General features: G+C 52.6%; 17 protein-coding genes and 1 tRNA gene. 12 read left to right on the forward strand and 6 right to left on the reverse strand.

Annotation, left to right across the window (positions count from 1 at the left end):
* Positions 1-55 precede the first annotated feature (55 nt).
* On the reverse strand, positions 56-3586 hold the full coding sequence (locus tag ACG2XO_RS02400; RefSeq protein WP_410499251.1) for a DUF748 domain-containing protein: 3531 nt from the start codon (positions 3584-3586) through the stop codon (positions 56-58).
* Positions 3587-3807: 221 nt separating this feature from the next.
* On the opposite strand from ACG2XO_RS02400, the gene ACG2XO_RS02405 reads away from it, so the two are divergent.
* Both ACG2XO_RS02405 and hslV read left to right on the forward strand, forming a co-directional pair.
* Positions 3808-5025: a hypothetical protein gene (locus tag ACG2XO_RS02405; RefSeq protein WP_410499252.1), complete on the forward strand. Its 1218-nt coding sequence runs from the start codon at positions 3808-3810 to the stop codon at positions 5023-5025.
* Positions 5026-5110: 85 nt separating this feature from the next.
* Positions 5111-5650, forward strand: a complete 540-nt coding sequence (hslV, locus tag ACG2XO_RS02410) for an ATP-dependent protease subunit HslV (RefSeq protein WP_410499253.1) — start codon at positions 5111-5113, stop codon at positions 5648-5650.
* Positions 5651-5728: 78 nt separating this feature from the next.
* On the opposite strand, the gene ACG2XO_RS02415 is transcribed toward hslV, so the two are convergent.
* Positions 5729-7543 carry a methyl-accepting chemotaxis protein gene (locus ACG2XO_RS02415; protein WP_410499254.1) on the reverse strand — a complete coding sequence of 605 codons (1815 nt, stop codon included), beginning with the start codon at positions 7541-7543 and terminating at the stop codon, positions 5729-5731.
* A gap of 320 nt (positions 7544-7863) precedes the next feature.
* Between ACG2XO_RS02415 and ACG2XO_RS02420 the strand changes: the two genes are divergently transcribed.
* From ACG2XO_RS02420 to ACG2XO_RS02445, 6 genes are all read left to right on the forward strand, one after another.
* Positions 7864-8883, forward strand: a complete 1020-nt coding sequence (locus ACG2XO_RS02420) for a biotin--[acetyl-CoA-carboxylase] ligase (protein WP_410499255.1) — start codon at positions 7864-7866, stop codon at positions 8881-8883.
* Positions 8880-9641 (forward strand): type III pantothenate kinase, encoded by a 762-nt coding sequence (locus ACG2XO_RS02425; protein WP_410499256.1) that lies wholly within the window; start codon positions 8880-8882, stop codon positions 9639-9641. The genes ACG2XO_RS02420 and ACG2XO_RS02425 overlap by 4 nt, the downstream gene beginning before the upstream one ends.
* Positions 9638-10342: an SPOR domain-containing protein gene (locus tag ACG2XO_RS02430; RefSeq protein ID WP_410499257.1), complete on the forward strand. Its 705-nt coding sequence runs from the start codon at positions 9638-9640 to the stop codon at positions 10340-10342. Before ACG2XO_RS02425 ends, ACG2XO_RS02430 begins: the two co-directional genes overlap by 4 nt.
* Before the next feature lie 409 nt (positions 10343-10751).
* A complete protein-coding gene (locus ACG2XO_RS02435; RefSeq protein WP_410499258.1) occupies positions 10752-12371 on the forward strand; it encodes an NAD+ synthase in 1620 nt (539 codons plus the stop codon).
* Positions 12372-12478: 107 nt separating this feature from the next.
* On the forward strand, positions 12479-14287 hold the full coding sequence (locus ACG2XO_RS02440) for a phosphodiesterase (protein WP_410499259.1): 1809 nt from the start codon (positions 12479-12481) through the stop codon (positions 14285-14287).
* Between the two features lie 170 nt (positions 14288-14457).
* Positions 14458-15261 (forward strand): CheR family methyltransferase, encoded by an 804-nt coding sequence (locus ACG2XO_RS02445; RefSeq protein ID WP_410499260.1) that lies wholly within the window; start codon positions 14458-14460, stop codon positions 15259-15261.
* A 66-nt stretch (positions 15262-15327) separates the two neighbouring features.
* Here the strand turns inward: ACG2XO_RS02445 and ACG2XO_RS02450 are convergent, their stop codons facing one another.
* A complete protein-coding gene (locus ACG2XO_RS02450) occupies positions 15328-16440 on the reverse strand; it encodes a response regulator (protein WP_410499261.1) in 1113 nt (370 codons plus the stop codon).
* A 155-nt stretch (positions 16441-16595) separates the two neighbouring features.
* On the opposite strand from ACG2XO_RS02450, the gene ACG2XO_RS02455 reads away from it, so the two are divergent.
* Complete coding sequence (locus ACG2XO_RS02455) at positions 16596-16952, forward strand: hypothetical protein (protein ID WP_410499262.1); 357 nt, start codon at positions 16596-16598, stop codon at positions 16950-16952.
* Between the two features lie 104 nt (positions 16953-17056).
* On the opposite strand, the gene rpsT is transcribed toward ACG2XO_RS02455, so the two are convergent.
* Positions 17057-17320 carry a 30S ribosomal protein S20 gene (gene rpsT / locus ACG2XO_RS02460; protein WP_410499263.1) on the reverse strand — a complete coding sequence of 88 codons (264 nt, stop codon included), beginning with the start codon at positions 17318-17320 and terminating at the stop codon, positions 17057-17059.
* Between the two features lie 161 nt (positions 17321-17481).
* Between rpsT and murJ the strand changes: the two genes are divergently transcribed.
* From murJ to ACG2XO_RS02475, 3 genes are all read left to right on the forward strand, one after another.
* Positions 17482-19017, forward strand: a complete 1536-nt coding sequence (gene murJ / locus ACG2XO_RS02465; protein WP_410499264.1) for a murein biosynthesis integral membrane protein MurJ — start codon at positions 17482-17484, stop codon at positions 19015-19017.
* A gap of 212 nt (positions 19018-19229) precedes the next feature.
* Positions 19230-20432: an aromatic amino acid transaminase gene (locus ACG2XO_RS02470; RefSeq protein WP_410499265.1), complete on the forward strand. Its 1203-nt coding sequence runs from the start codon at positions 19230-19232 to the stop codon at positions 20430-20432.
* A gap of 118 nt (positions 20433-20550) precedes the next feature.
* Positions 20551-23463: an HD domain-containing phosphohydrolase gene (locus ACG2XO_RS02475; protein WP_410499266.1), complete on the forward strand. Its 2913-nt coding sequence runs from the start codon at positions 20551-20553 to the stop codon at positions 23461-23463.
* On the opposite strand, the gene ACG2XO_RS02480 is transcribed toward ACG2XO_RS02475, so the two are convergent.
* Entirely contained in the window at positions 23460-23996 is a 537-nt protein-coding gene (locus ACG2XO_RS02480) for a hypothetical protein (RefSeq protein WP_410499267.1), read from the reverse strand. The genes ACG2XO_RS02475 and ACG2XO_RS02480 overlap by 4 nt on opposite strands.
* Before the next feature lie 115 nt (positions 23997-24111).
* Positions 24112-24187, reverse strand: a tRNA-Asn gene (locus ACG2XO_RS02485).
* Positions 24188-24196 lie beyond the last annotated feature (9 nt).

A 24196-nucleotide genomic window follows, 5' to 3' on the forward strand; every position in this document is an offset into this window, starting at 1 on the left:
TACCAAGGGTATGTTGCTATAGCCATTAATAAAAAATAGCTACAGCCATATACCCCTACTGCAGTTTAAACTGAACCCGCGAAACCGTTCCCTTATCGGAGTCTGGCGGTTCAGGATTGATTTGCGGCTGAACGATAAAAATCCGCTCCGCAGCCAGCCCAGCCGCTTTCAACGCGGCATCAACCTGTCTGGCACGGAAATTGGCCAGCGCAAGCAAATCCTGATCAGTAACAAGCGTATTTTTCAGAATCAGCGCCTGCATTTCATCGACCGGCAACTTTTTATTTATCCCCAAAATATTGGTCGGCTTGTCGAACTTGCTTTGCTTGTACACCGCCGCAATCAATGCCGGTTTTTCTTCTTCGCTGATTTTGATTTCATCATCCGATTGCACCGATTCGCTGGATTCGCTGATTTTCTCCGCCTTGATCGCCCGCATCTTCTGGCGCAACAAGCGCTGGCGGATACCGTCACCGTCGTCGCTCAAACTCGCCCAGCCAGCCACTTCCAGTCGCAAGCCGGGTCGGTCATCAAGCACGGCGGCCAACTGCGTGATCGATTTTTTCGCTTCATCACCCAAGCGCGCCGAGCCGGGCTCGAAGGCAATATAAGACAGGCTGGGGCCATCGGAAAAAGCGCTGGCCAGCGCATCAAAAGGCGAAGTCACGATTTTTTCCAGCAAATTGCCGATCACCTGCCAGATCACGGCGCCAACTTTAAATTGCGGATCATTTAGCGAGCCCTCGATCGGCAGATTCAGCTTGATCTGTCCGCGACGGTCGGTCAGCAGCGAGAGCACAAATTTCACGGGTAGCTTGGTCGCCTCCGGACTATCGGTTTTTTCATCGCTCAGCGTCAATTGATCCAAGAACAACTGATTACTCGCCTTCAACTGGCCATTCTCGATGAAATAGGCCATATCCATCGACATTTTGCCTTTGCTAATGCCATAACCCGCGTATTTCTCGGCATAGGTCGATGCCGAGGTCAGCTCATACCCTTTGACACCGCCTTTCAGATCGAAAAACGGCGGACTGGACAGCGGATTGAGTGCGCCCTGGATTTGCACCGGCGCAATATTGTCGACACTGCCTTTCAGATCAAGGCTGGCACGCGTGTCATTTTGACTGGAAATGCCGGCAATCTGCCCGCCCATGCCCGTCAGATTGGCCGTGTAATTGGGCTTGATCAGCAAATCGCTGTAACGGATATTGCCGCCGCTGAGCACAATCTTGCCAATCCGGATCGGCACCGGCGCTGGTGACACGGCACTGGCTGTTGCCGGCTTGACGCCCTGCGTGGCCGTCGACTCGCGCGTAACCGACGCTTCCCCGCCTTCACCGACCATGATGTCCTGCAGGTTCATCCTGCCGTTGGGCGACAGAATCAGCCGTGAAAAGAAATTATCCAGCTTCACCTCGGCAATATCGACTTTGGGTGGTACAAAATTGGCTTTCAAACCATTGATCGCCAGTGTTTTCCATTTCAGGAAATCGTCGCCCGTTAACTTGTCCAGCGCGTAAAACTGTCGAACGCCGAAATAACCTTGATACGAACCGGAAAATTGCGGGTGAGTTGCCAGCGTCAGTCGCCCTTTCAGATCAACAAAACCGCTGGCCAGCGAAATATTCAGTAGGCGGTTGAAATACGGCTGGCCATAAGCCGCATCAAGCCCGCGAAAATCAAGCTGCCATTGCCCTGAAAAAGGCTGAAGAACAAAAGGACCGCTCAGTTTCAGACTGGACTTGCGCCCACTCAGCGCAGACACATCAAGTTGCGCGCTACTGCCGGTCTGGGTATCCAGATTTTGCAGATTGACCGTAATTTGGCGCAGTTCCAGCGGAGTGGGTTTCTCCAGCGTACGATCCTCCAGCCGGACAGCGTACTGGTCGAGCTGAGCCTCCTTGAGCCGCAGCCGCCACGGCGCCTCAGTCGCCGAAACCGCAAGCGGCTTACTGGCCGGGCGTTTACCCGCAGCCTGCTGAGCGGCCACCAGCAAGCTCATCAGATTGATGCGCTGCCCGGGCAAGAGCTGCACATCAAATTTGGCGTTCTGGCTCTGTAGCCGGGCAATGTCAATCAATTGTGTCGCGCTGTCGAGCTCAAGCCCGTTCACTTCCAGCGTGTCGATGCTGATGGCATTTTGCTTTTGTTGCGGTAATTTGACCGCAAGCTGCGCCAAGCTGAGATCAGCCGCCTTAATCTGGAATTGCCCGATCTGAGATTGCCAGCCCAGATCGAATTTGCTGCTCAGCAGTGCATCCAGCCGGCCATTGAAATAAGGCGCGTAATATGACGAAAAAGCCCCCAACTGCAAGGCATCAAGCTGAGCCTTGCCGCTCAGCTGCAAAGGTTGTGCACTCGCTTGCAAATCCAGCTGCAACTGTGCGCCATCGGCCGTTTTTGCATTCAGCCGAAGCGGGAACGTTTTTTTCGCAGTGGTTGACCAATCCTTGCCGACCAGCGAAAAATCAGTGATTTGCTGCTCGATGGCAGGCGATACCGCCTGATCTCGCCAAGCTATTTTGCCGCCATTCAGCGCAAATTCGTCCACGGTGATACGCGGCACGGCAGATGTTGGACTGGCGGGTGTGGCGGGAGCCGGGAGCAGCACCTGCCAGTTCAAACGTGCCTGTGCATTGCGAACCAGCTGAAGATCCAGCCCGTCTAGCGCAATTTTGCCAAAGTGCCAGTCACCGACCAACGGTTTGAGCCCATTCAGCCCAATCGACAATTTGTTAAAGCGCAAAGCATCTTGCTGCTCCAGCTGCACACGGGTGTCATTGAGCGCCAATTGCCCATTGAGCAACAGGCTCGCTTGCGTTTTTTCCTGCCGGAAAACCAGATCTACCTCGGCATCAAGTAATCCACTCCGCAAATCCACTGCATCAGGCATCGGGGTATATTCAGCAAATTTAGTCAGGTCAAGACCTACAAGACTAAACCTCAGGGAGGTATCAAGACTGTTCTTGAACGGTTTGCTCTGCCCTTTTAATGCAAAAATCTTGCCATTAATCCGACCCGACAAAGCCGGCGCGATATAGTCGTCAATCCTTTGCGGCAGGTTAGACAAAAAAGGCAATGCCAGATTGAACTGATCCAGCGTCTGTTTGACGCCTTTGACTTGGTCATCCAGCACCAGCTGCCCCTGCGTGATCCGAATATTGTTAAGTGCGAAGCGCAAAGCTTCACTCGATGACGTGGCTGACGACTTAGACGGCAATAAATCGGAGTAATTGAAGGTTTTATCGTCCAGTCGGACGATATTGATTTTCGGTGCCTGCAGCGTCAGCTCCCGCAGGACAACGCCGCCGCGCACCAGCGACATCAACTCTGCATCCAGAACCAGCGTTTTAATCGCGACAAATTCGCCATAACGATCACGGATGCTCAGATCATCCAGTGTCAGCTTGAACAGAAACGGGTTGACTGCCAGATGCCCCAAGCGGACGTCACGCTTCAAGGCTCGGCCGATTTCCTGCTCCAGATAGGGTTTGAGTAAGGGCGGCAAGGCAAAAATGCCGATCACCCCCAGCAACAATATGCCGCCCAGCACAGATGCCAAGCGAATCAGGTATTTTTTCATCGCAATTGATCGATAAGATAAAAGCATATTGAAAGTATTTTTCCGGACTATCGTTTTATCATTGTAATTGAGGCGGCTCAGCATGCCAGCACAGAACGTAACCCAAGCACCGACAGGCTGCTAGCAAGACAAGTTAACAAGACGGCAGGCTCATATACGCAGTAAAATAGGCAGCGACACCCGATAGTGTCTTTTTGTCTCAACGACTCAGGATTACCGCAGTGTTTTCGTTCTTCCGCAAAAAAGATTCCGACGGACAAGACGTCCTGACACAAACGGCGCCAAATACCCAGCTTGGCACTGCAACCCAGCCGCGCCGCGAACAAACTGAACAGACCGAACAAAGTGCTTCGACAGACACGCGCGCCGAAACAGCCGCGCCCGACAATCATTATGATCTGTCACAATTATCGATTGAAGTTTCCAGCAGCAGCGACAATCTCAGCCCGGCCGAAGAACAGGCCGCGATGCTGCACGCCAATGGCCAGACCGGCGAAGCCATTAAAGTATTGCTGCATGACAAACCACACTTTGCCGGCAAACGTCGTCTTGAATCCTGGTTGATGTTATTTGAATTGCTGCAGCAGCATCATCAGCGCGACGCATTTGAAGCGCTGGGACTCGATTTCGTCGTTGAATTCGAGAAAACGCCGCCCACCTGGCAAGAACCATTACACAACAACAAAAACCAGCCAGCCGCCAGCGCCTATTGTGTTTTTACGGGACATCTCGCGCACAATACCATCGACAAGCCACTGCAAAATTTTTATCGCCTACTGGAAAAAAATAATCACGTCCGGCTGGATCTGGGCAAAGTCACTGCCATCGACACCATTGCCGCAGCCGAAATTCTGACCGCGCTACAACAAAGCCATAAAAAACCCAATAGCTTGCAACTGATTGACAGCCAGCATCTGATCAGCTTGTTGAAAAACCAAATCGAAGTGGGACGACGTCATCCGGCAGAGGCACCATTCTGGCTCTTGCTGATCGAATTGCATCAAGTTATGGGCTTGCAGGAGGAATTTGAAAACCTCGCGGTCGATTATGCAATCACTTACGAAGTCTCCCCGCCGTCATGGGATGTACGACAAGTCCCCAAATCAGCCGAAGTCATTGCCAAGGAAGAAGCTGCCGCCAAAGCCCAAAGAGACGCCGAAGAGCAAGCCAGCAATAGGCTCAACGGCGCGATCAGTGCCGACAAACCCGAGCAACTGGCGCAACTGGGCAAACTGGTTGAAAAAAGCCTTTCTCCGACAGTTGACTTGCACTATGTCAGCCGCATTGATTTTGATTCGGCCGGACAAATTCTTAACCTCGCGATGCAATGGTTGCAAGAAGGACGTCAAGTCCGCTTCATCAACGTCAATCCACTGATTTTCGCCTTGCTACGCGTCATGAGCATCAGCGACATGCTGACGATCGAACCCCGCAAATAAACCCAGTCCCAGCCGGTCAAACAACTTGCATTTGCTCCTGTTCGCCGCCATTTAGTCAAAATTGCATATTTGAATGGAGTCAATCATGGAGCAATTTGACGGCACCACCATCGTTTCGGTACGTCGTGGCAACCATGTCGCAGTCGGTGGTGATGGTCAGGTCACGCTGGGCAATATTGTTATCAAAGGCACTGCGCGCAAGGTTCGCAAACTCTACCGTGATCAGGTTATCGTCGGATTTGCCGGCGGCACCGCCGATGCCTTCACACTGTTTGAGCGTTTTGAAGCCAAGCTGGAAAAACATCAGGGCCACCTGACCCGTGCAGCCGTTGAAATGGCCAAAGACTGGCGTACCGACCGGATGTTGCGCCGACTGGAGGCCATGCTGATTGTCGCTGACCCGACAGCAACACTGGTCATCACCGGCAACGGCGACGTCCTCGAACCCGAAGGCGGCATTGCCGCGATTGGCTCAGGCGGCGCTTATGCTCAGGCCGCAGCGCGCGCACTGCTCGAAAACACCGATTACCCACCCGAAGTTTGCGTCAAAAAAGCGCTCGAAATCGCGGGTGATCTGTGTATTTACACCAATCAGAACCATGTGATCGAAAGTATGGGCGAGTAATCAGGCCTTGCGACAAAAAGCCGGCGATGTCGATTGCACACCGTCGGCTTTTTTCATTTCCAATGAACAGCGCAACAACTATGTTTTCAATTTAAAGAATGACACCTGTTCATTCAAAGTTTCCGCCTGCTCGGCCAGCAGGGATGATGTAGCAGACAGCTCTTCGGACGACGACGCATTTAATGAGGTTGACGAGGTAATCTGGGCAATGGCCGAGTTCACCTGTGAAATACCCATATCCTGTTCTCTAGAAGCTTCAGAGATTTGTCGAATCAAAGAAACCGTTTGCTGAATGGCCGGCCGCATGGTGTCTAGCTGCTGGCCAGCCTGATTGGCCAAGAGCAGACTATTGGCCGCCAAAGCACCAATTTCCTGCGAAGCTTCCTGACTTCGTCCGGCCAGGCGACGTACTTCAGCGGCGACCACCGCAAAACCGCGTCCATGCTCACCGGCTCTGGCCGCCTCGATTGCGGCATTAAGCGCCAGCAGATTGGTCTGGTAAGCAATTTCATCAACGATGCCAATTTTCTTGGCAATCTGCCGCATGGCCACCTCGGTATCTTTGGTTGCCCTACCACTCTCCTCGGCATACTGCGCCGCTTCCGTGGCAATGCGGCTGGTCGTTTGTGCGTTGCTGCTATTGGCGGTCACCGACGCTGAAATTTCCTCCATCGAGGCGCTGGTCTGCTCGACACTGGCGGCCTGCTCGCTGGCTGACGAGCTTAAAGAATGCGCCGAAGAATTGACTTCTTTGGAGGCAAAAGTGATTTCATCACTCGCAAGCTTGATCTCGCGAATAATCGCCGACAAGCGAGTTGCCATGCGTTGCATTGCAGTCTGGAGAATATATAACTCGCCCGCTTTGGCGGTAATGCGAACCTCCTGCGTCAAATCACCCGTCGAGAGACAATCGAGTGTTTTGGCAATTTCGCTGATCGGACCGGCAATACTGCGTGCAATCCAGATCATCACCAGCAAACCGATAACCCCCATCAGCACCATAAAGCCGATAATTTTGGCCAGCATCGCCTGCACAGGCTCAGCGATTTCGGACTCGGGCAACTCGATCATGACATAACTATTAAGCGTGGGAATATACGATGAAGCCACCAGCCGGGAACCATCCGCAGCGGAGTAACGGCCAAAATTAAACTCGCCCTGTTTGAGCAACACTGGCGCCACGTCTGCCATTCCTGGCAACTCGGCGATTTTTTTCTTGGCAATCAGTGTGCTATCACGATGCACCATGATCTGGCCATCAGCCTTCACCAGCATCGCCTGCCCTTGCTCACCGACCTTGAGCTCGCGAATTTTTGCTGCAAGGCGAGACACTTTCAAACCCAGCCCGCCAACCGCCTCAACACCTTGTGCATTTTTGCCCCGGGTATTGATAAACAGCATCATTTCGGTCGGATTACTTTGATCCGTATCGAGATTGAGCTCGTAATCGATATTTTTACTCAAGAAGGCAAAAAACCACGCAGCCCCCGGATCATCTTTATTCAAGGTTCGCGCCAACTGGTGCTGATTATAATAATGGCCGCTCGCGACCGGAATAAATGTCGCCGAATCGGCTTGATTCAGTGCGATGACCTTCTGGGCATATTCTTTCCAGAGCGCCATTTTTTCAGGCGTTTCACCACTGGCCGCCCAGTCGAGCAAAAAGGGATCACTCACCATGGTTCGCGAGGCGGATAATGGGCCGGCAATTTGCCGTTCAATTTCATTACGAATACTGGCTACGGTCGCGGGCATTTCCGAATTTTGAATCCGGTTATTAATAAATTCATTGGTATTGGTGTAAAAGGTCAGTGCCGATACTGCCAGAATGGCGATGACGACCAATGAAGTCACCACAATTAATTGCGCTTTAATCGTATTGATTTTAAACATGTCACAACGCCCTTTGGTTTCTGAAATACGATTTCAATCGTGAAATACATTGGCATCGCATTGGAGTGAGTCAGCTTATGCACTGTAGTTGCCGGAAATGGAAAGATCAATTGACCTCATCACCGCCTAACAGGCTGTTGAAAAACGACTCCAAGACTCAAATTCTTCGTTAAAAAATGGCTCAAAATCCTCATTTACTACCTGTAAACTCCGGTTTTTCGCCATTTTTTCCTTGTCTTTGAGCCTCTCGCTATCTTTTTCAACGGCCTGCTAAATCGTCGACTTCCCCAATCCATGATCGTTTCTCGTAAAATGACGTCATGACAGATCCAATCCGCCTCTTGCGCGAACTTGATGCGCAGCATTTCACCTCAGGCACGTCCATTGCCGACCGACTGGGAATTTCCCGTGCCAGCGTTTCCAATGCGCTCTCGCAAGCCGAACAGTATGGCATTGTGCTTGAACGGCGTAGCGGCGCGGGTTACCGGCTGGCGCAAGCGATAGACTGGCTCAATCCAGATACCATCAGGCAGTATTTGCCTGCAGACTCCGCTGTAACTGTCTCGGTGGCTGATACCCTTGATTCGAGCAATCGACAATTACTCAAAAATCCGCAGCATGGCCTGGCGCTCGCCTGCGAATGGCAAACCGGCGGCCGTGGCCGGCTAGGTCGGCGCTGGCTGGGCTCGCTTGGCGGCAGCCTGATGTTTTCGCTCGCCTGGCAATTTTCCGGTGGCCCGACGCAACTGGCCGGCCTGTCGCTGGCTGTGGGCGCCATCATCGCCCAGACCTTGCGTGATCACGGTATCAGCCGGATCGGACTCAAATGGCCCAATGATTTGCTACTGCAAAACTATGACGAAAACAAGGAAACGGATTACGCCAAAGTCGGCGGGATTCTGATCGAAATGCAGGGCGACGCCTTGGGGCCAGCTCAGGTCGTCATCGGCATCGGCCTGAATCTGGCTTTTCCCGAACATTGGCAACCCGAGCTCGATACGTCGGCAGCCAGCCTTCAGCCGGCCGGGCTCAACTGCTCGCGCAATCAATTGCTTGGACAGCTGTTGGCGGCGCTGGAATTGGGGCTCAATCGCTTTGCCGAACAGGGTTTTTCGCCATTTCTGCCTCAATGGGAAAGCCTGAGCGTCTGGCAGCACCAGCAAGTCAATATCATCGCCCCCGACGGCAAAATCCAGAGCGGCGAGCTGCTCGGCCTTGCCGCAGACGGTTCATTAAGGCTCAAAATAACCGACGGCGCAGCAACAAGCCGCGAGCAACTGATCCACACTGGCGACCTGAGCCTTAGGCGGGTTAAGCAAGCACCTGAGGCGAGTCAATGAGCGTATTTGAGACGGACGCAATGAGCAAAGTGTTGCTGATCGATCTGGGCAATACCCGGATCAAATGGCGTTTTGACGCTGGCACGGTACAGACCGCCAGCGACGTCGATGAATTTGCCGAACAAAGCCGTGATTCACAGCCTCCCGTACAGATTCTGGCCTGTGTCGTCGGCGACGAACAACGTTATCAGGCTTTGTATGCGTTCTGTCTGCAGCGCTGGAGCATTGCGCCGCGCCGTCTGGTCGTCAGCCGGCAAGCGCTGGGCGTGAGCAATCATTATCAGGATTTAAGCCAGCAAGGCGCCGACCGCTGGGCTGCGGTACTGGGTGCGGCCAGCCGCTTTCCACAGCAAACGCTGCTCATTATTTCGGCTGGCACCGCGCTGGTCGTCGATACACTGACCCGCGACGGCCAGTTTCTCGGCGGAACCATCAGCCCCGGATTCGGTTTGATGAAGCAAGCGTTATTTCAGGGTACTGCGCAATTGCCGCTGGCGCAGGGTAGCGAAGTCGATTTTCCGTGCAATACGCACGACGCCATTGAAACCGGCTGTCTACGTGCCATCAGGGGTATTATCTCGGAAGCCATACTGCAATTAAGTCAGAAGGCAATACCCATTGATAAAATCATTTTGTTTGGCGGTGATGCCGCACGCTTGCAAACGTTGCTTAACGCAAACAGCCAGACAGTAGATAATCTGGTGCTCGATGGCCTTTACGCCCTCCACCTTGCTGCCGACGGAGTCTTCACGCAATGAAATTGTTTTTTGCCTTGCTATTGCTGGCCAATTTGCTGGTTTATGGCTGGTTTCAGCTCGACAGCGCACCAATGAGCATTACGCTGCAAACCCGCGAGAAAAACGCCTCGGCGGTCAAAATTGTCACTGGCACGCTGGGCGAAAACGCCGGCGAAGCCAGCGCAACGGCAGCCGCGCCGACCGAACCCACACCAACGACGCCTATTCCGACTGCAAGCGCCGCACCGACTCCGGTCACGCTGGCACAGCATTGCGCGCGCTGGACCGGCGTAACCGGTGATCAAATCCAGCTGGCACGCGACAGATTGTCCGCTTTGAAAATGACCATGACCGAAACCAGCAGCGGTGAATCGACCAAGGTCTGGGTTTACATTCCGCCGCAAGACAGCCTGGAAATCGCCAAAAGCAAGGCCGCCCAACTGGCAGAGCTGGGTTTGAAAGATTATTTTGTCGTCAACAATGGCGGACGCTGGCAAAATGCCATTTCATTGGGCGTCTTCAGTACGCGCGAAGCCGGTGAGCGTCATCTGGCCGAGCTGCAAGCGCAAGGCGTCAAGTCTGCTGTGGTTCGCGACCGGGACGACACGCTCAAGCAAGCGACTTTCAATTTCAAACAACTGAGCGACGAACAACTGGCCAGACTCAATAAATTAAGCCTGCAATTCAGAGGGTCGGTCGTGCGCGAACAGGCCTGCAAATAACTTCGCCCTGAAGTCTGTCCTACAAGCACATGAAAAGGCCGCGCTAGATGTGCGGCCTTTTCATTGCAGCAGAAACAACTCACAACGTTGCATGGCAAACCGTTAAAATAGCGTTTTTTATTTCGCGTGTGACTTAGGCTCTGTTGACGCTTGGTTTACGGTCGCGCTGGCGCGATTTTTGCGACGAATCAAGGCATTGACTGCGAGGCATAGTCATTCTATGTGAGCAGGCAATAACGCAGAGTCGTCGCAAAAAGCGCCCAGCCCGGCGGGTTTGGCTGTTTTTGGCCTGACACTGCGTTGCAAAGCCTTCACATAGAATGACTATGCATCAGGTTTTGCGCCTTGTTTCAGGCCAAAACCAGCACAAACGCGACTCGCAAACCAAACGTCAACAGAGCCTACAACCATGAAAATCGCCCTCGCCCAGATCAACCCGATTGTTGGTGACCTTGCTGGTAATACCGAGCTGATTTTCGCTGCAGCCCGCGAAGCAATGGCGGCGGGCGCTGATATTTTGCTCACGCCTGAACTCGCGCTGACCGGCTATCCACCGGAAGATCTGCTGCTGCGTCCGGCTTTTCTCAAGCAATGCAAACAGATGCTGGCGCGCTTTATCGACGAACTCGACGGCATTACGCTGATCGTCGGCCACCCCAGCGGCGTAGCGGGCGATGAAGTATTCAACTCGGCCAGCGTGATTCGCGATGGCAATGTGCTGGGCCGCTACGATAAATTGCTGCTGCCTAATAATGCAGTTTTCGACGAAGTTCGCTACTTTACGCCCGGTTTTTCGCCCTTTGTTTTCGAGCAGGACGGCGTACAAGTTGGCATCGCGATTTGCGAAGACATCTGGGATACCGAGCCAGCCGCTGCCGCGCGCGACGAAGGTGCAGAGATTTTACTGGTACTCAACGCCTCGCCTTTCCATCAGGCCAAGCAGAAAACCCGCCGCGAAGTGGCGCGCCAACGCGTTGAAGAAAACGGCATTCCGCTGGTGTATTGCAACTTGGTCGGCGGTCAGGACGAGCTGGTGTTCGATGGCCATTCATTCGCGCTCAATAAATCGGGCGAGCTGGCGCTGCAATTACCGGCGTTTAGCAATCAGATTACCTGCTGTGAGTATCTCAATGGAGACCTTATCCAGTCTGATATAGCAGCCGATACCCCGATAGAAGAAAGCATTTACGGTGCGCTGGTGCAAGGCGTTAAAGATTACATAGGCAAAAACCGTTTCCCCGGCATTTTGCTGGGATTATCCGGTGGTATCGATTCGGCGCTGACGCTGGCGATTGCCGCCGATGCACTCGGTGCCGAGCGTTGCCACGCAGTCATGATGCCGTCGCGCTACACCGCCGATATTTCGGTTAATGATTCACGCGAAATGATCGAAATTCTGGGCTGCAAATATTCCGAAATCGAAATCTGGCCTATGTACGAAGCGATGATGGCCGGTCTGGCCGATGAATTTGCTGGCCGTGAGATGGACACGACCGAAGAGAATCTGCAAAGCCGTATCCGGGGTATGCTGCTGATGTCTCTATCCAATAAGACTGGAAAATTGGTTTTGACGACTGGTAATAAATCCGAAATGACAACGGGCTACGCGACGCTATACGGCGATATGGCGGGCGGTTTTGCTGTGCTGAAAGACGTCGCCAAAACGATGGTGTATCGATTATCGAACTGGCGCAATCAGCAGGCGATTGCCCAAGGTCAGAGCGCGCCGATTCCAGAGCGCATTATCACACGTCCGCCGTCGGCCGAGTTGCGCCCCGATCAGAAAGATCAAGACAGCCTGCCCGAATACGAGGTGCTCGACGCGATTCTGGCGGCTTATGTCGAAGAAAACCTCAGCATTGCTGACATTATCGCGCGCGGCTATGTCGAGGCCGATGTCAACAAAGTCGTTCGCCTGCTCAAAATCAACGAGTACAAGCGCCGTCAAGCGCCGGTGGGGCCGCGCATTACCGAGCGCTCGTTTGGCAAAGACTGGCGCATGCCGATCACGCAACGCTTTACGCTCTGATCGCTTCATCGAGACAGCGAAGCCTGCGAATCCGCGGGGTTCAGTCACATCATTGCAATCTTGTACTGCTACCTTACAAGAATGATTGACTAGCCCCCACCCCCAGCATGCCTCCCCTTGGTCTGATCCAGCAGCAATATGAACAAGTTTTACAGATTATCCAGACGCGGCAACTGAGTGCGCTCTTCCAGCCAATTGCCACGCTCAAGGAAGGCCGGGCATACGGTTTTGAAGGATTAATCCGCGGTCCGGCCGGGCATGAACTCCATTCTCCGATTCAGCTTTTTCAAGCCGCCGAGCGTTGTGGCCTGTTGGCAGAACTGGATATCGCCTGCCGAAAAGCCATCATTCGTGCTTTTGTGAACAGCGGTTTGCCCGGCAAATTGTTTCTGAACGTTTGCCCAAGCAGCCTGACGCTACCCGGCTTTCGCTCCGGCGCGACACTTGAATACCTCAAATCAGTGGATCTGGAGCCGCAACGCATCGTCATCGAACTGACCGAAACCCAGGCCATTCACGATTACAAACTGCTCGCAGAAGCAATCCGGCATTATCGCCAGATGGGTTTCAAAATCGCGCTGGACGATCTGGGCGAAGGATTTTCCGGCTTGCGACTGTGGTCCGAATTGAAACCCGATTTTGTCAAAATCGATAAATATTTCATTCAGGGCATCCATCTTGATGCACAAAAGCGCCAATTTGTCCGCTCGCTGCAACATATTGCGCTGGGTACGCATACGAAAGTCATCGCAGAAGGTATTGAAACGACCGACGAGCTCGAAGTCATCAGCCGCATGGGAATCCATTTTGCTCAGGGCTATTTATTTGCCAGACCACAAGCCAGACCCGATCCGCAAATCAGTGTTCCTCAGCTGGAACGCGAAAACCTGAGTCATTTGCAGCAAAGCATGGCGCTGTCGTTGTTGCAGCCCCTCCCCGCAGCATCGTCAAAGGACAGTCACAACAAACTCTGGCAGCGCTTCCAATCCCAACCCGATCTACGCGCGATTGCGGTGATCGATAATGACTTGCCGATCGGCCTCGTTAAGCGCAATGCCATTCTGGAGTTGCTCGCCCGCCCTTATGGCCGGGAGCTATTCGGCGAGCGCAGCTGCGTTTTGCATATGGACACCCAACCCCTGATCATCGAAAGTAATACCAGCCTGACCGAGCTGGCTCGCCTGATGACCTCGTGCGAACACCATCAACTGGACGATGGATTCATCATTACCGAGCAGGGTCGCTATCTGGGAATGGGCACCGGTCGGGAATTGATCCGCGCCATGACCGAGCTACAACTGGCTGCAGCCCGGCACGCCAATCCACTGACCGGCTTACCCGGCAATGTGCCAATTCAACAGACCATGAGCCGCTTGCTCGCCGAACAGCTCGATTTTGTCGTCGTCTACGCCGATCTGGACCATTTCAAGCCCTATAACGATGTCTATGGCTATGCGCGTGGCGATGAATTATTACAACTGTTGGGGCAATTACTGCAGGAATACTGCGATCCAAAAGTTGACTTCATCGGCCATATCGGTGGCGATGACTTTATTTTGTTACTACGCAGCAATGACTGGCAATCGCGTTGCGAGCAATTGCTCGAGACATTCCGGCTAAGGATTCGCGATTTTTTTACGCCCGAGGCAATCCAAAATACCGGCTATGAAGCCCCCAACCGGCAAGGAAAGTTGCAAAGCCACCCATTGGTGTCTTTATCACTCGGCGCGGCACGGGTGGTTGCCCGTGAGCACGCCAGCCATCATGAAGTCGCCAGCTTGGCCAGCCACGCCAAAAGCATGGCCAAACGCCAGCCGGGTAATGCCCTGTTTATCGAACGTCGCCAGAAAAATGACGGGGTATATCTTCAAAGTAAAGACTGGGAAGTAGATAGCGCCATATACCCAAGTCATTAGCCAGAGCAGACCACGTCAATAGTGTGGCTCATTCGGTGCGTGCCGAAAATCGGTTCATATCGGGCACTCGGGATCATTTTGACGGACAAACTTGCGCTTGCAGCAATCTCAAACGATGATGAGCAAAGGCAAAATCGCCAGAGCAGACCGATGGCAACAGGTATTTGATCATGGAATTGAACGATCTGACTTTCCAACGCTACAGCCAATGGATGCTGGAGCAGACCGGGGTACATCTTGCACCAATCAAAAAAACACTCGTCTGCCAGCGACTGAATAAACGACTTGAAGCTAGAAAAATTGCTTCATTCGAGGCTTATTTCAAACTTATCAATGATCAGAAAGAAGATGCCGAACGACAGCTCGCGCTGGATTTGCTGACCACGCACGAGACTTTTTTCTTTCGCGAACCCAAACATTTTGACTGGTTCAAAGCTTATTTAAGCCGCCCACACAGCAGCAACCACATGCTCAGAGTCTGGAGCGCAGCCGCATCGAGTGGCGAAGAGGTCTGGAGCATCGCCATGATGCTTGCCGATGTAATGGGAATACATGGCACTTGGTATTTGATGGGCAGCGACATCAGCCAGCCCGTTCTGGATAAAGCCCGCGCCGGGCATTACCCGATGCAGCGCTGCGAAGGCATCCCGCTGAATTACCTGAAAAGCTATTGCCTCAAAGGTCAGGGCTCTCATCTCGATACGCTGCTGATCAGCCGCGAATTACGTCATCGGGTCGAGTTTCAGGTCATCAATCTCAATCAGGATCTGCCCAGCATGCAGTCCTTTGACGTGATTTTCCTGCGCAATGTGCTGATTTATTTCAATGCAGAAACCAAGAAACACGTTGTCCAGCGCTGCATTCAGCGCTTGCACGTTGGCGGCTATCTGATTATCAGCCATTCGGAAACCATTACCGGGGTGCATCACAATTTGAAATTGGTGCAGGCAGGGATATATCAAAAAACCGAGTAAGCCCACGACCATCTGCGATTCGTATCGGCTTACTCTTGGGACAGTCAGCAAAATTCAGACCGGGCTTTACTCTTCCAGCGGCAGCAAATCCCAATCTAGATTGAGCTCGGCAGTGGCCAGCTCAAGCAGCGGTTTGAGATTGAGCATCAATGCTTTCAGATGCGGGCGCAACTCGTCGACTTTGCCTTTATGCAGCATCACCAAAGCCTCTGAAATTAACGGCGTCGGCATTTGACTCATCGCCGGATCCGGCATAAAGACATGATTATCCATTGGTTCGGCATACAAACGATCCCGTAGAATCGCCATCATCCGGTCAACCGAATGCACATCATCATGCCAAGAATTCGCCACTGAAATCGACGCGGTCACTCGCAACTGTTCGCTACGGAAATTCACTCTGGCATTGGCGATTGTCTGACGCAAGCGCTCGGCAATCACTCTTGCCTCAGTCAGCGGAGCGGACGGGGACACCACAACAAACATCGAATCACTCAGGCGTGCCAGTGTGTCTTCTTTACGCAGTTTGGCCTCAAGCAACTTGGCCAGCAAGCCCAGCAATTGCCCGTGCATTCGTTCGCCCAGTTTATGCTGCAAAGCCTGACTGTGATTGAGATCAAGCAACATGACAGTGACTTCGCTGTTATGTCGAAACGCAAAAGCCAGCGCCTGTTCCAGCTGCAAATTGAGTAAATGCGAACTGCCAACGCCGGTCAGTGCATCGGTCATCCCAGTTTGCACCTGCACCGAGCGCGACTCGGCCAGTTCGCGCCGTGTAGCTGCCAGCTCCAGATTGGCTTTAACCCGCGCCAGCATTTCGCTGCGGTCTGTCGATTTGGTGACAAAATCGTTCGCGCCACACTCGACGCAATGCGCTTTGGTCGCTTCGTCTTCTTCACCGGAAATAATAATGATGGGCAGATAATGCAAGCGGGCCTCACCCGAAGCGCGCACTCTCGCCAGCAAACCCAAGCCATCAAGCTCAGGCATGGTCAGGTCGGACAACAGCAGGTCTATGCTCTCGTCGCTCATCAAACGGCGCCAGCCTGCTTCGCCATCCCCCTCTTCAACCAGATCATACATTTCAGACAAATGCTTCTTGATGGTCGCGCGGACAATTCTGGAGTCATCCACCACCAAAATACGGGGACGTTTGGCTAATTCTGTGCTGTCGTTCATAGAAGTGATCTGTACTTTGAGACGAACCTCTAGCCTAGCATATCACGCACAGAAACGTATGAAACTCCCCCATAATATGACAATCACTAGACAACAAGGGGCGCTGCATGCCATAAAGAAAAATCATTGCCCTGCATTTGCATAAGGTAAACCTGATGGCCAGCACCTATCGTTTACAAATCGGTTTATCGCCCCTTGCCCCCCAAGAGGCCGACATCGCGCTATCAACCATTCGCAGGGTGTGGTGCATGCCATCATGGGTACGCAAGCAGCATATCGGCGACGGCGTGTTTCTACTGGAAGTACGCCATGAAGCAGCACTCAAACCGGGTGAGAGCGCCGACTGGTTTGTCGAACGCCTTGCTGCTGCGCTATGGCAGGAAATCGGCCGCTTTGTCCGAGTCGTCATCGACATCGCGCCGCACGAAGCCCCCGATGGCCGCGTGTTTATTCTGGAAGAAGCATCTTACTGGCGCATCATGGAAAGCTTCCGGCTGTCGCACCCGTATTAACGAATCCGGCGCTACCGAGAACTGCAATCATCATGAGACCACAAAAAACGCAGCCGAAAAAAAGCCCACTCGAAAGTGGGCTTTTTCTTCATGCAGGCAAAAACTTAAGCCATTGCCTTGATCGCAGCAGCCAGACGGCTCTTGTGACGAGCAGCCTTGTTTTTGTGGTAAATCTTTTTATCAGCGATACGGTCGATTGTGCTTACTGATTGCTGGTAAACAGCAGTAGCAGCAGCTTTATCGCCAGCAGCAATCGCTTTGATTACTTTTTTAACTGCAGTACGGAATTCTGAACGCTGAGCGCCATTGTGTTCACGTGCTGCAGTTGCTTGACGAGCGCGCTTGCGTGCTTGTGCGGTATTTGCCATGTTGTAATGCTCCTGAGGTGTAACGGGTCTACTGCTTGGCCGGAGACACGGACTTTCGGCAGCACACACAAACCCTAGAAAGGCGACGATTTTATTCGTTCTTCACGACATATGCAAGAGCGGCGTATCATGCGCACAAAGCAAATTAAGCCCGTGGAAATATGAATCTCTTAAAAGCAGTCGCAGCAGTCAGCTCAATGACCTTGATCTCACGCGTTTTAGGGTTTGCCCGCGACGCAATCATGGCGCGGATCTTTGGGGCCAGCCTTGCCACCGACGCCTTTAACGTCGCCTTCAAACTCCCCAATCTGCTGCGACGCATCTTCGCCGAAGGGGCATTCAGTCAGGCTTTCGTACCGATATTGGCTGAATACAAAAACAAACAGGGCGACGAGGCGGCGCGTGAGTTTATCGCCGACGTGTCGGGCATGTTGACGTTGATCCTCGCCATCGTCACTGCAATTGGCGTGATCGCCGCACCATGGATCATTTGGGTTTCGGCACCGGGCTTTGCCCAAAACCCGGATAAATTTGCGCTAACGACAGATTTGTTGCGCATCACCTTTCCATATATTTTGCTGATTTCCTTGTCGTCCTTGGCTGGCGCTGTACTCAATACCTGGAATAAATTCTCGGTTCCGGCCTTTGTACCGACGTTACTAAATGTCTCGTTTATTGTTTTTGCGCTGTTTCTGACGCCGTATTTCGACCCGCCGATTCTGGCAATGGCCGTTGCTGTCGTCGTTGGTGGCGTGGCGCAACTGGCTTATCAATTGCCGCATTTGCGCAAAATCGGCATGTTGACCCGACCCAAACTTAATTTTCACGACGCCGGCGTCTGGCGCGTCATCAAACAAATGGGGCCAGCGATTTTGGGGGTTTCAGTCAGTCAGATTTCGCTGATTATCAATACGATTTTCGCCTCCTTCCTGATCTCCGGTTCGGTGTCGTGGATGTATTACGCGGATCGTTTGATGGAATTTCCAACCGGCTTGCTCGGCGTCGCGCTCGGCACAATTTTGCTGCCTTCACTATCAAAGACCTATGCCAACGACGACACCACCGAGTATTCACGCCTGCTCGACTGGGGTTTGCGTTTGGCGCTGTTACTGGCAATTCCATCGGCCGTCGCCTTGGCACTGATTGCCGAGCCGCTGACTGTCGCCATGTTCCAGTACGGCAAATTCACCGCACACGATGCACAAATGACACAGCAGGCTCTCTGCGCCTACGCCGTTGGCTTGGTAGGGCTGATTTTGATCAAGATTCTGGCGCCGGGGTTTTACGCGCGGCAAAATATTAAAACACCGGTCAAAATCGCTTTATTTACACTAGCAGTCACACAGATATTTAACTTGTTGCTCATCGGCCATTTGAAACATGCAGGTTTGGCGCTGGCGATCAGCTTGGGCGCACTGACCAATGCCGGATTGCTGTTTTATCAATTGCGCAAGCAGCAGATTTTCACGCCGCAAGCAGGCTGGGCGGTTTTTGTATTCAAATTATTACTCGCCGTGAGTGTAATGGCGGCTACGCTGATCGGCATGCTGCAGCTGATGCCAGCGTGGTCGGACGGCAATATGTCGATGCGTTTGTTGCGCCTCACTGGCCTGGTTCTGGCAGGCATTGCGGCCTATTTTGCGACGCTGGGTTTGCTGGGTTTTAGACCTCGCCATTTTTCACGCCGCAGCAACTAAATACATGGCGCATGTATTGCCACCAGTATCAAATAGATAGCCTTTTACAGAGCAATACCCCAACAGACCAGTCGGCACCACCTTCAGAAACAGCCTGTGATGCCATCGCCTGCAGCCAGTCCTGCTCAGTCGTGATAAAATCACGCGATTAATTTTCTCTCGCCGTGGCAAGCGCAGCCTTGCCCGAATACATTCAATAAATGGAGCTCAGGATGACATCCTCGATTTTTGCCGCCGTAGAAATGGCCCCACGCGACCCGATTTTGGGCCTGAACGAAGCGTTTAACGCCGACACTCGCAGCACCAAAGTGAATTTGGGCGTAGGCGTTTACTACAATGACGAAGGCAAAATTCCTTTGCTCGCTGCGGTGAAAGAAGCGGAAAAAGCACGTCTGGCGACGCAACCACCGCGCGGCTACCAGGCCATTGAGGGTAATCCGGCTTACAACGCGGGTGTACAAAACCTGCTGTTCGGCGTTGAAAGCGAATTGATCGCAGCTGGCCGTGTTGTTACTGCACAAGCTTTGGGCGGCACTGGCGCACTGAAAATCGGCGGCGACTTCCTGCAACGTCTGAACCCGAATGCGACCGTTTACATCAGCAACCCAAGCTGGGAAAACCACCGCGCGATTTTCGAATCTGCGGGTTTCAAGGTAGGCGACTATCCGTACTATGACGCAAGCACTCGCGGCGTTGACTTTGCTGCGATGAAAGCCTTCCTGCTGACGCTGGAAGCGGGCTCAGTGATTATCTTGCACGCTTGCTGCCACAACCCAACTGGCGCGGACATGAGCGACGCGCAATGGGGCGAAGTGGTTGAAGTTTGTCGCGAGCGTGGTCTGGTGCCATTCCTTGACATGGCTTACCAAGGCTTTGCTGAAGGCATCGATGCTGACTCGGTTGCAGTGAAAGCCTTCGCCGCATCTGGCCTGCAATTCTTTATCTCTAGCTCGTTCTCGAAAAGCTTCTCTTTGTACGGCGAACGCGTTGGCGCGCTGTCTATCATCACGTCGAGCAAAGAAGAATCTGGCCGCGTATTGAGCCAACTGAAACGCGTCATCCGCACCAACTACTCTAACCCACCGATCCACGGCGGTGCAGTGGTTGCTGCAGTGCTGGCGAGCCCGGAATTGCGCGCGATGTGGGAAGAAGAACTCGGCGGCATGCGCGTTCGCATCCGCGCAATGCGCTCTGGTCTGGTTGAAAAACTGGCCGCTCGTGGCGTGGCACAAGACTTCTCGTTCGTGACGCAACAGCGCGGCATGTTCTCGTACACCGGCCTGACTGCCGAGCAAGTTGAAAAACTGCGCGCCGACTATGGCATTTACGCGGTATCAACTGGCCGTATCTGTCTGGCTGCGCTGAACGTCAACAACATCGACTACGTTGCTGATTCGATCGCAAAAGTACTTTAATACCTTGTTCCGCACCATTAATCATAAAAAGCCTGCTTAACGCAGGCTTTTTTATTGCCCACTGTTTATATTTTGACCATCTGCCTACCGTATCAATTCAAATGCGAGTGGTCAAAAAATGAATCTCAAAAAAGCCATCCCGTTTCACCTTCATCTCTCCTACCTGTTCACCGGACTGATTCTGGTATTTTCACTGATTCTCGGATTGGCGCTACTTCATCGCGTTAATCAGATGATCCTGACTGACGTCAGCGCACGCTACGACCTGATCGGCGAGCAAACCGCCAGAAGCATTCTGACGATGGCCAAGCCGATCAAAAATCAGGTTGAAACACTGGCCAAATCGCCAATCACCCAAGCCAAGACGCTGGAGCAACGACTTGAATATATAGGGTATATGGTTGCAAGCATTGCCAATAATGAGCTATCAAACGCTACCTATATAGGGTATCCGAATGGCGAATTCTTTATGCTGCGAAAATGGCAGGACACGCCCCAGTTACGCGCCCTGCTGTCTCCGCCCCCTGGTACAGCCTGGGTCATTCAGAGCCTGAGTCTGAAACACGGCAACATGGTTGGTGATTTTTTCTATTTCGATCAACAACTCAAACTGATTGCATTGCGCGGCGGCGTTGCCTATCAATTCGACCCGCGCACTCGCCCTTGGTATCAAAATGCTTTGGCACACAATGACAGTAATTCCCGTGCCACAGACGCCTATTATTTTGCTTCGTCTGGCGCAGTGGGCTTCACTTATTCAACCCGATCCCCCAAAGCCGAGGCCGTTATCGGCACCGACATCCTGCTGACCGATTTGCAAAACAGCCTGAGCCAGGAAAAAAACACGTCAAAAAGCCGCATCGCCTTGCTGAACAACAGCGGACAGGTCATTGCCCTGCAAAATGGCAGCGCTCAAGTCTATATCCCCAAACTCGTCACCTTGCCTGATGGAAGACTTCGCTTACCGATGATCAAGGAAGTGCAAGATCCCATTCTCAATCAACTTTACGCACTCGGCGAAATGAAGCACAGCCGATCCTTCACCCTCAATCAGGATGATTGGGAAGGGCTCAATTTGCGCCTGCAAATTCCGGGCGGAAAACCACTCACCCTGCTGATTGCCAGCCCGCACGACGAATTACTCGCCAACGCCCGGGCACTGCGTAACCAAGGCATGCTTCTGGCTGGCATCCTGTTGCTGGGCGTTATTGCGCTGGCCTTTTTCGTCTCCAGACTAGCCTCTCGCCCGATGAATCAATTGAGCGACGAGACGATCAAGATCCAGCATTTCGATTTCAGCGAATCCATTTCAATCCGATCGAACATTACCGAAATCATCGAACTGGCCGATTCGATGAACGACATGAAATCGACAATACGATCTTTTCTGGAACTGTCGACCAGCCTAGCGTCCGAAACGAACTTCGAACGATTGCTTGCCCGTATCCTGAGCGAGTTGGCCGAGATTGCCGATGCACAAGGCGGGGTCATTTATCTGCATGACCCCAAACTACGGACACTGATCCCCGCCCACTCGCACCTGAGTAATCTCACACCAGTCAACGTCGGACAAATTGCGACGCTCAGCCTTGATGAGTTAACTAATCCAATCGTCAAAGCGGCGCATAACGGCACCATTATCGAACAGCTCGATGAAGCCCGGCTCGACCAACTGTTTGGCCAGGAGTCCAGTGGCAATGCCACAGTAATTGCATTACCACTCAAGGAGCGTAATGGGACACTAGCTGGCGTTATTGCAATGCAATTGGCCAATGAATCGGTCGACCCCGGCCAGCAAGCGATGATTGAGGCGATTTCCGGCAATGCGGCAGTCGCTATTGAAAATCAACGCCTGATCCAGGAACAGAAAACACTGCTTGAAGCGTTCATCCAGCTGATTGCCGGCGCGATTGATGCCAAAAGCCCTTACACCGGCGGACACTGCCAGCGCGTACCGGAATTAACCAAAATGCTGGCTCAAGCGGCATGCGAACAAAGCCAAGGGCCATTTGCCGAATTCAATTTAAATGAAAGCGAATGGGAAGAACTGCATATCGCAGCATGGTTACACGACTGCGGCAAAGTCACTACACCGGAATATGTCGTCGACAAGGCGACCAAACTAGAAACCTTGTACGACCGAATTCATGAAATCCGGATGCGTTTTGAAGTCATGAAGCGCGACGTTCATATTCGATACTGGGAAAATCTGGCCAGTGGTGGCGATCAGAAACAATTGAACAATATCAGAGAGCAGGAATTACAACGCCTAGACGATGATTTTGCCTTTGTCGCCCACTGCAATGAAGGCGGCGAATTTATGGCGCAGGACAAAATAGAAAGGCTCACCAACATCGCCAGCCAGACCTGGCTACGAACTCTTTCTGATCGCCTCGGCATTTCGTACGAAGAAAGGCAGCGCAAGGCAGGCACTCCCGAAGCCCCATTACCCACCCCAGAACCATTAATTGCCGATAAGCCAGAGCATCGTTTTATTCGCAAGGAGCGCGATAAAATCGCGCCCGACAACCCCTGGGGCTTCAAGCTAAATGTGCCGGAGTATTTATACAACCGGGGAGAGCTTTACAATTTATGTGTTGGCCGCGGCACCCTATCGGAGGAAGAGCGTTACAAGATCAATGAGCACATCGTCCAGACCATTATCATGCTGGAAAAACTCCCCTTCCCTCGCCATCTGTCGCGAGTTCCGGAAATCGCAGGCGGGCACCATGAAAAAATGGATGGCAGCGGCTATCCAAAACGCTTAACTCGCAATGAAATGAGTCTACCAGCCCGAATGATGGCAATCGCCGACATTTTCGAAGCACTCACCGCAATCGACAGACCCTATAAAAAAGGCAAACTCCTCTCGGAAGCAATCAAAATCATGAGTCTAATGAAAAAAGACCAGCATATTGACGCTGATCTTTTTTCATTATTTTTGACATCCGGGGTATATCGCACCTACGCGGAACGCTACCTGCAGGCAGCGCAAATCGACGAATTTGATATCTCCATTTATCTGGTCTAGTTTTTTGCTCCAGGTGTTTTCTTGGCATTTTGCAGGCAAGCTTTCCACTGCTGTGCTGTGGCGGCAGCTTGACCATCAACGACACAATCGCCAGTTTTCAGATGCAAATAGTCCACGCCCGGATCGCCCGTTGCAGACGACAACTCTTGGGTCGTACTGGAACGAGATGCACTGCTCGTACGCGAATGCCCCCCCAGTTCCGCCAATTTCTTCTCCAGCTCATCAACACGATCACTCTTGGCCCGGAGATCTATCCGCAGTTGCTTGAGCTCTTCATCTTGCGCATCGTGCGCTTCAATTTGCTGCAGTATTGTTGTCTTCAGCTTAACAATTTGCTCGACGTAAAATTTTTTCTCGAAGCTGCGCTTGCTCATTCCGACGGCGATACCCAGCAACAAGAAAAAAATCAGTAAGAACAAGGAACCCGCCCAGATGAATGGCAAGCGATAGCGCTGAAAAAAGCCAGGTTCAACAGGAGGTACTGCGCGGGGAGGGGGATCAGCATCCAGCGCTTCGATAACTTCGTCCGACATGCGAGTATCCCTCTGTAGATTATGTGTTCGCCAGCACAATGACGGCGATGCTAAGCATCAAAATAGCACGGACAAAATAAAAAAGGCTAGCTTGAATAAGCTAGCCTTTTTTATTTGGCTCCCCGACCTGGGCTCGAACCAGGGACACACGGATTAACAGTCCGTTGCTCTACCGACTGAGCTATCGGGGAATTGATCTT

Source organism: Chitinibacter sp. S2-10, from assembly GCF_046530675.1.
Lineage (GTDB): Bacteria > Pseudomonadota > Gammaproteobacteria > Burkholderiales > Chitinibacteraceae > Chitinibacter.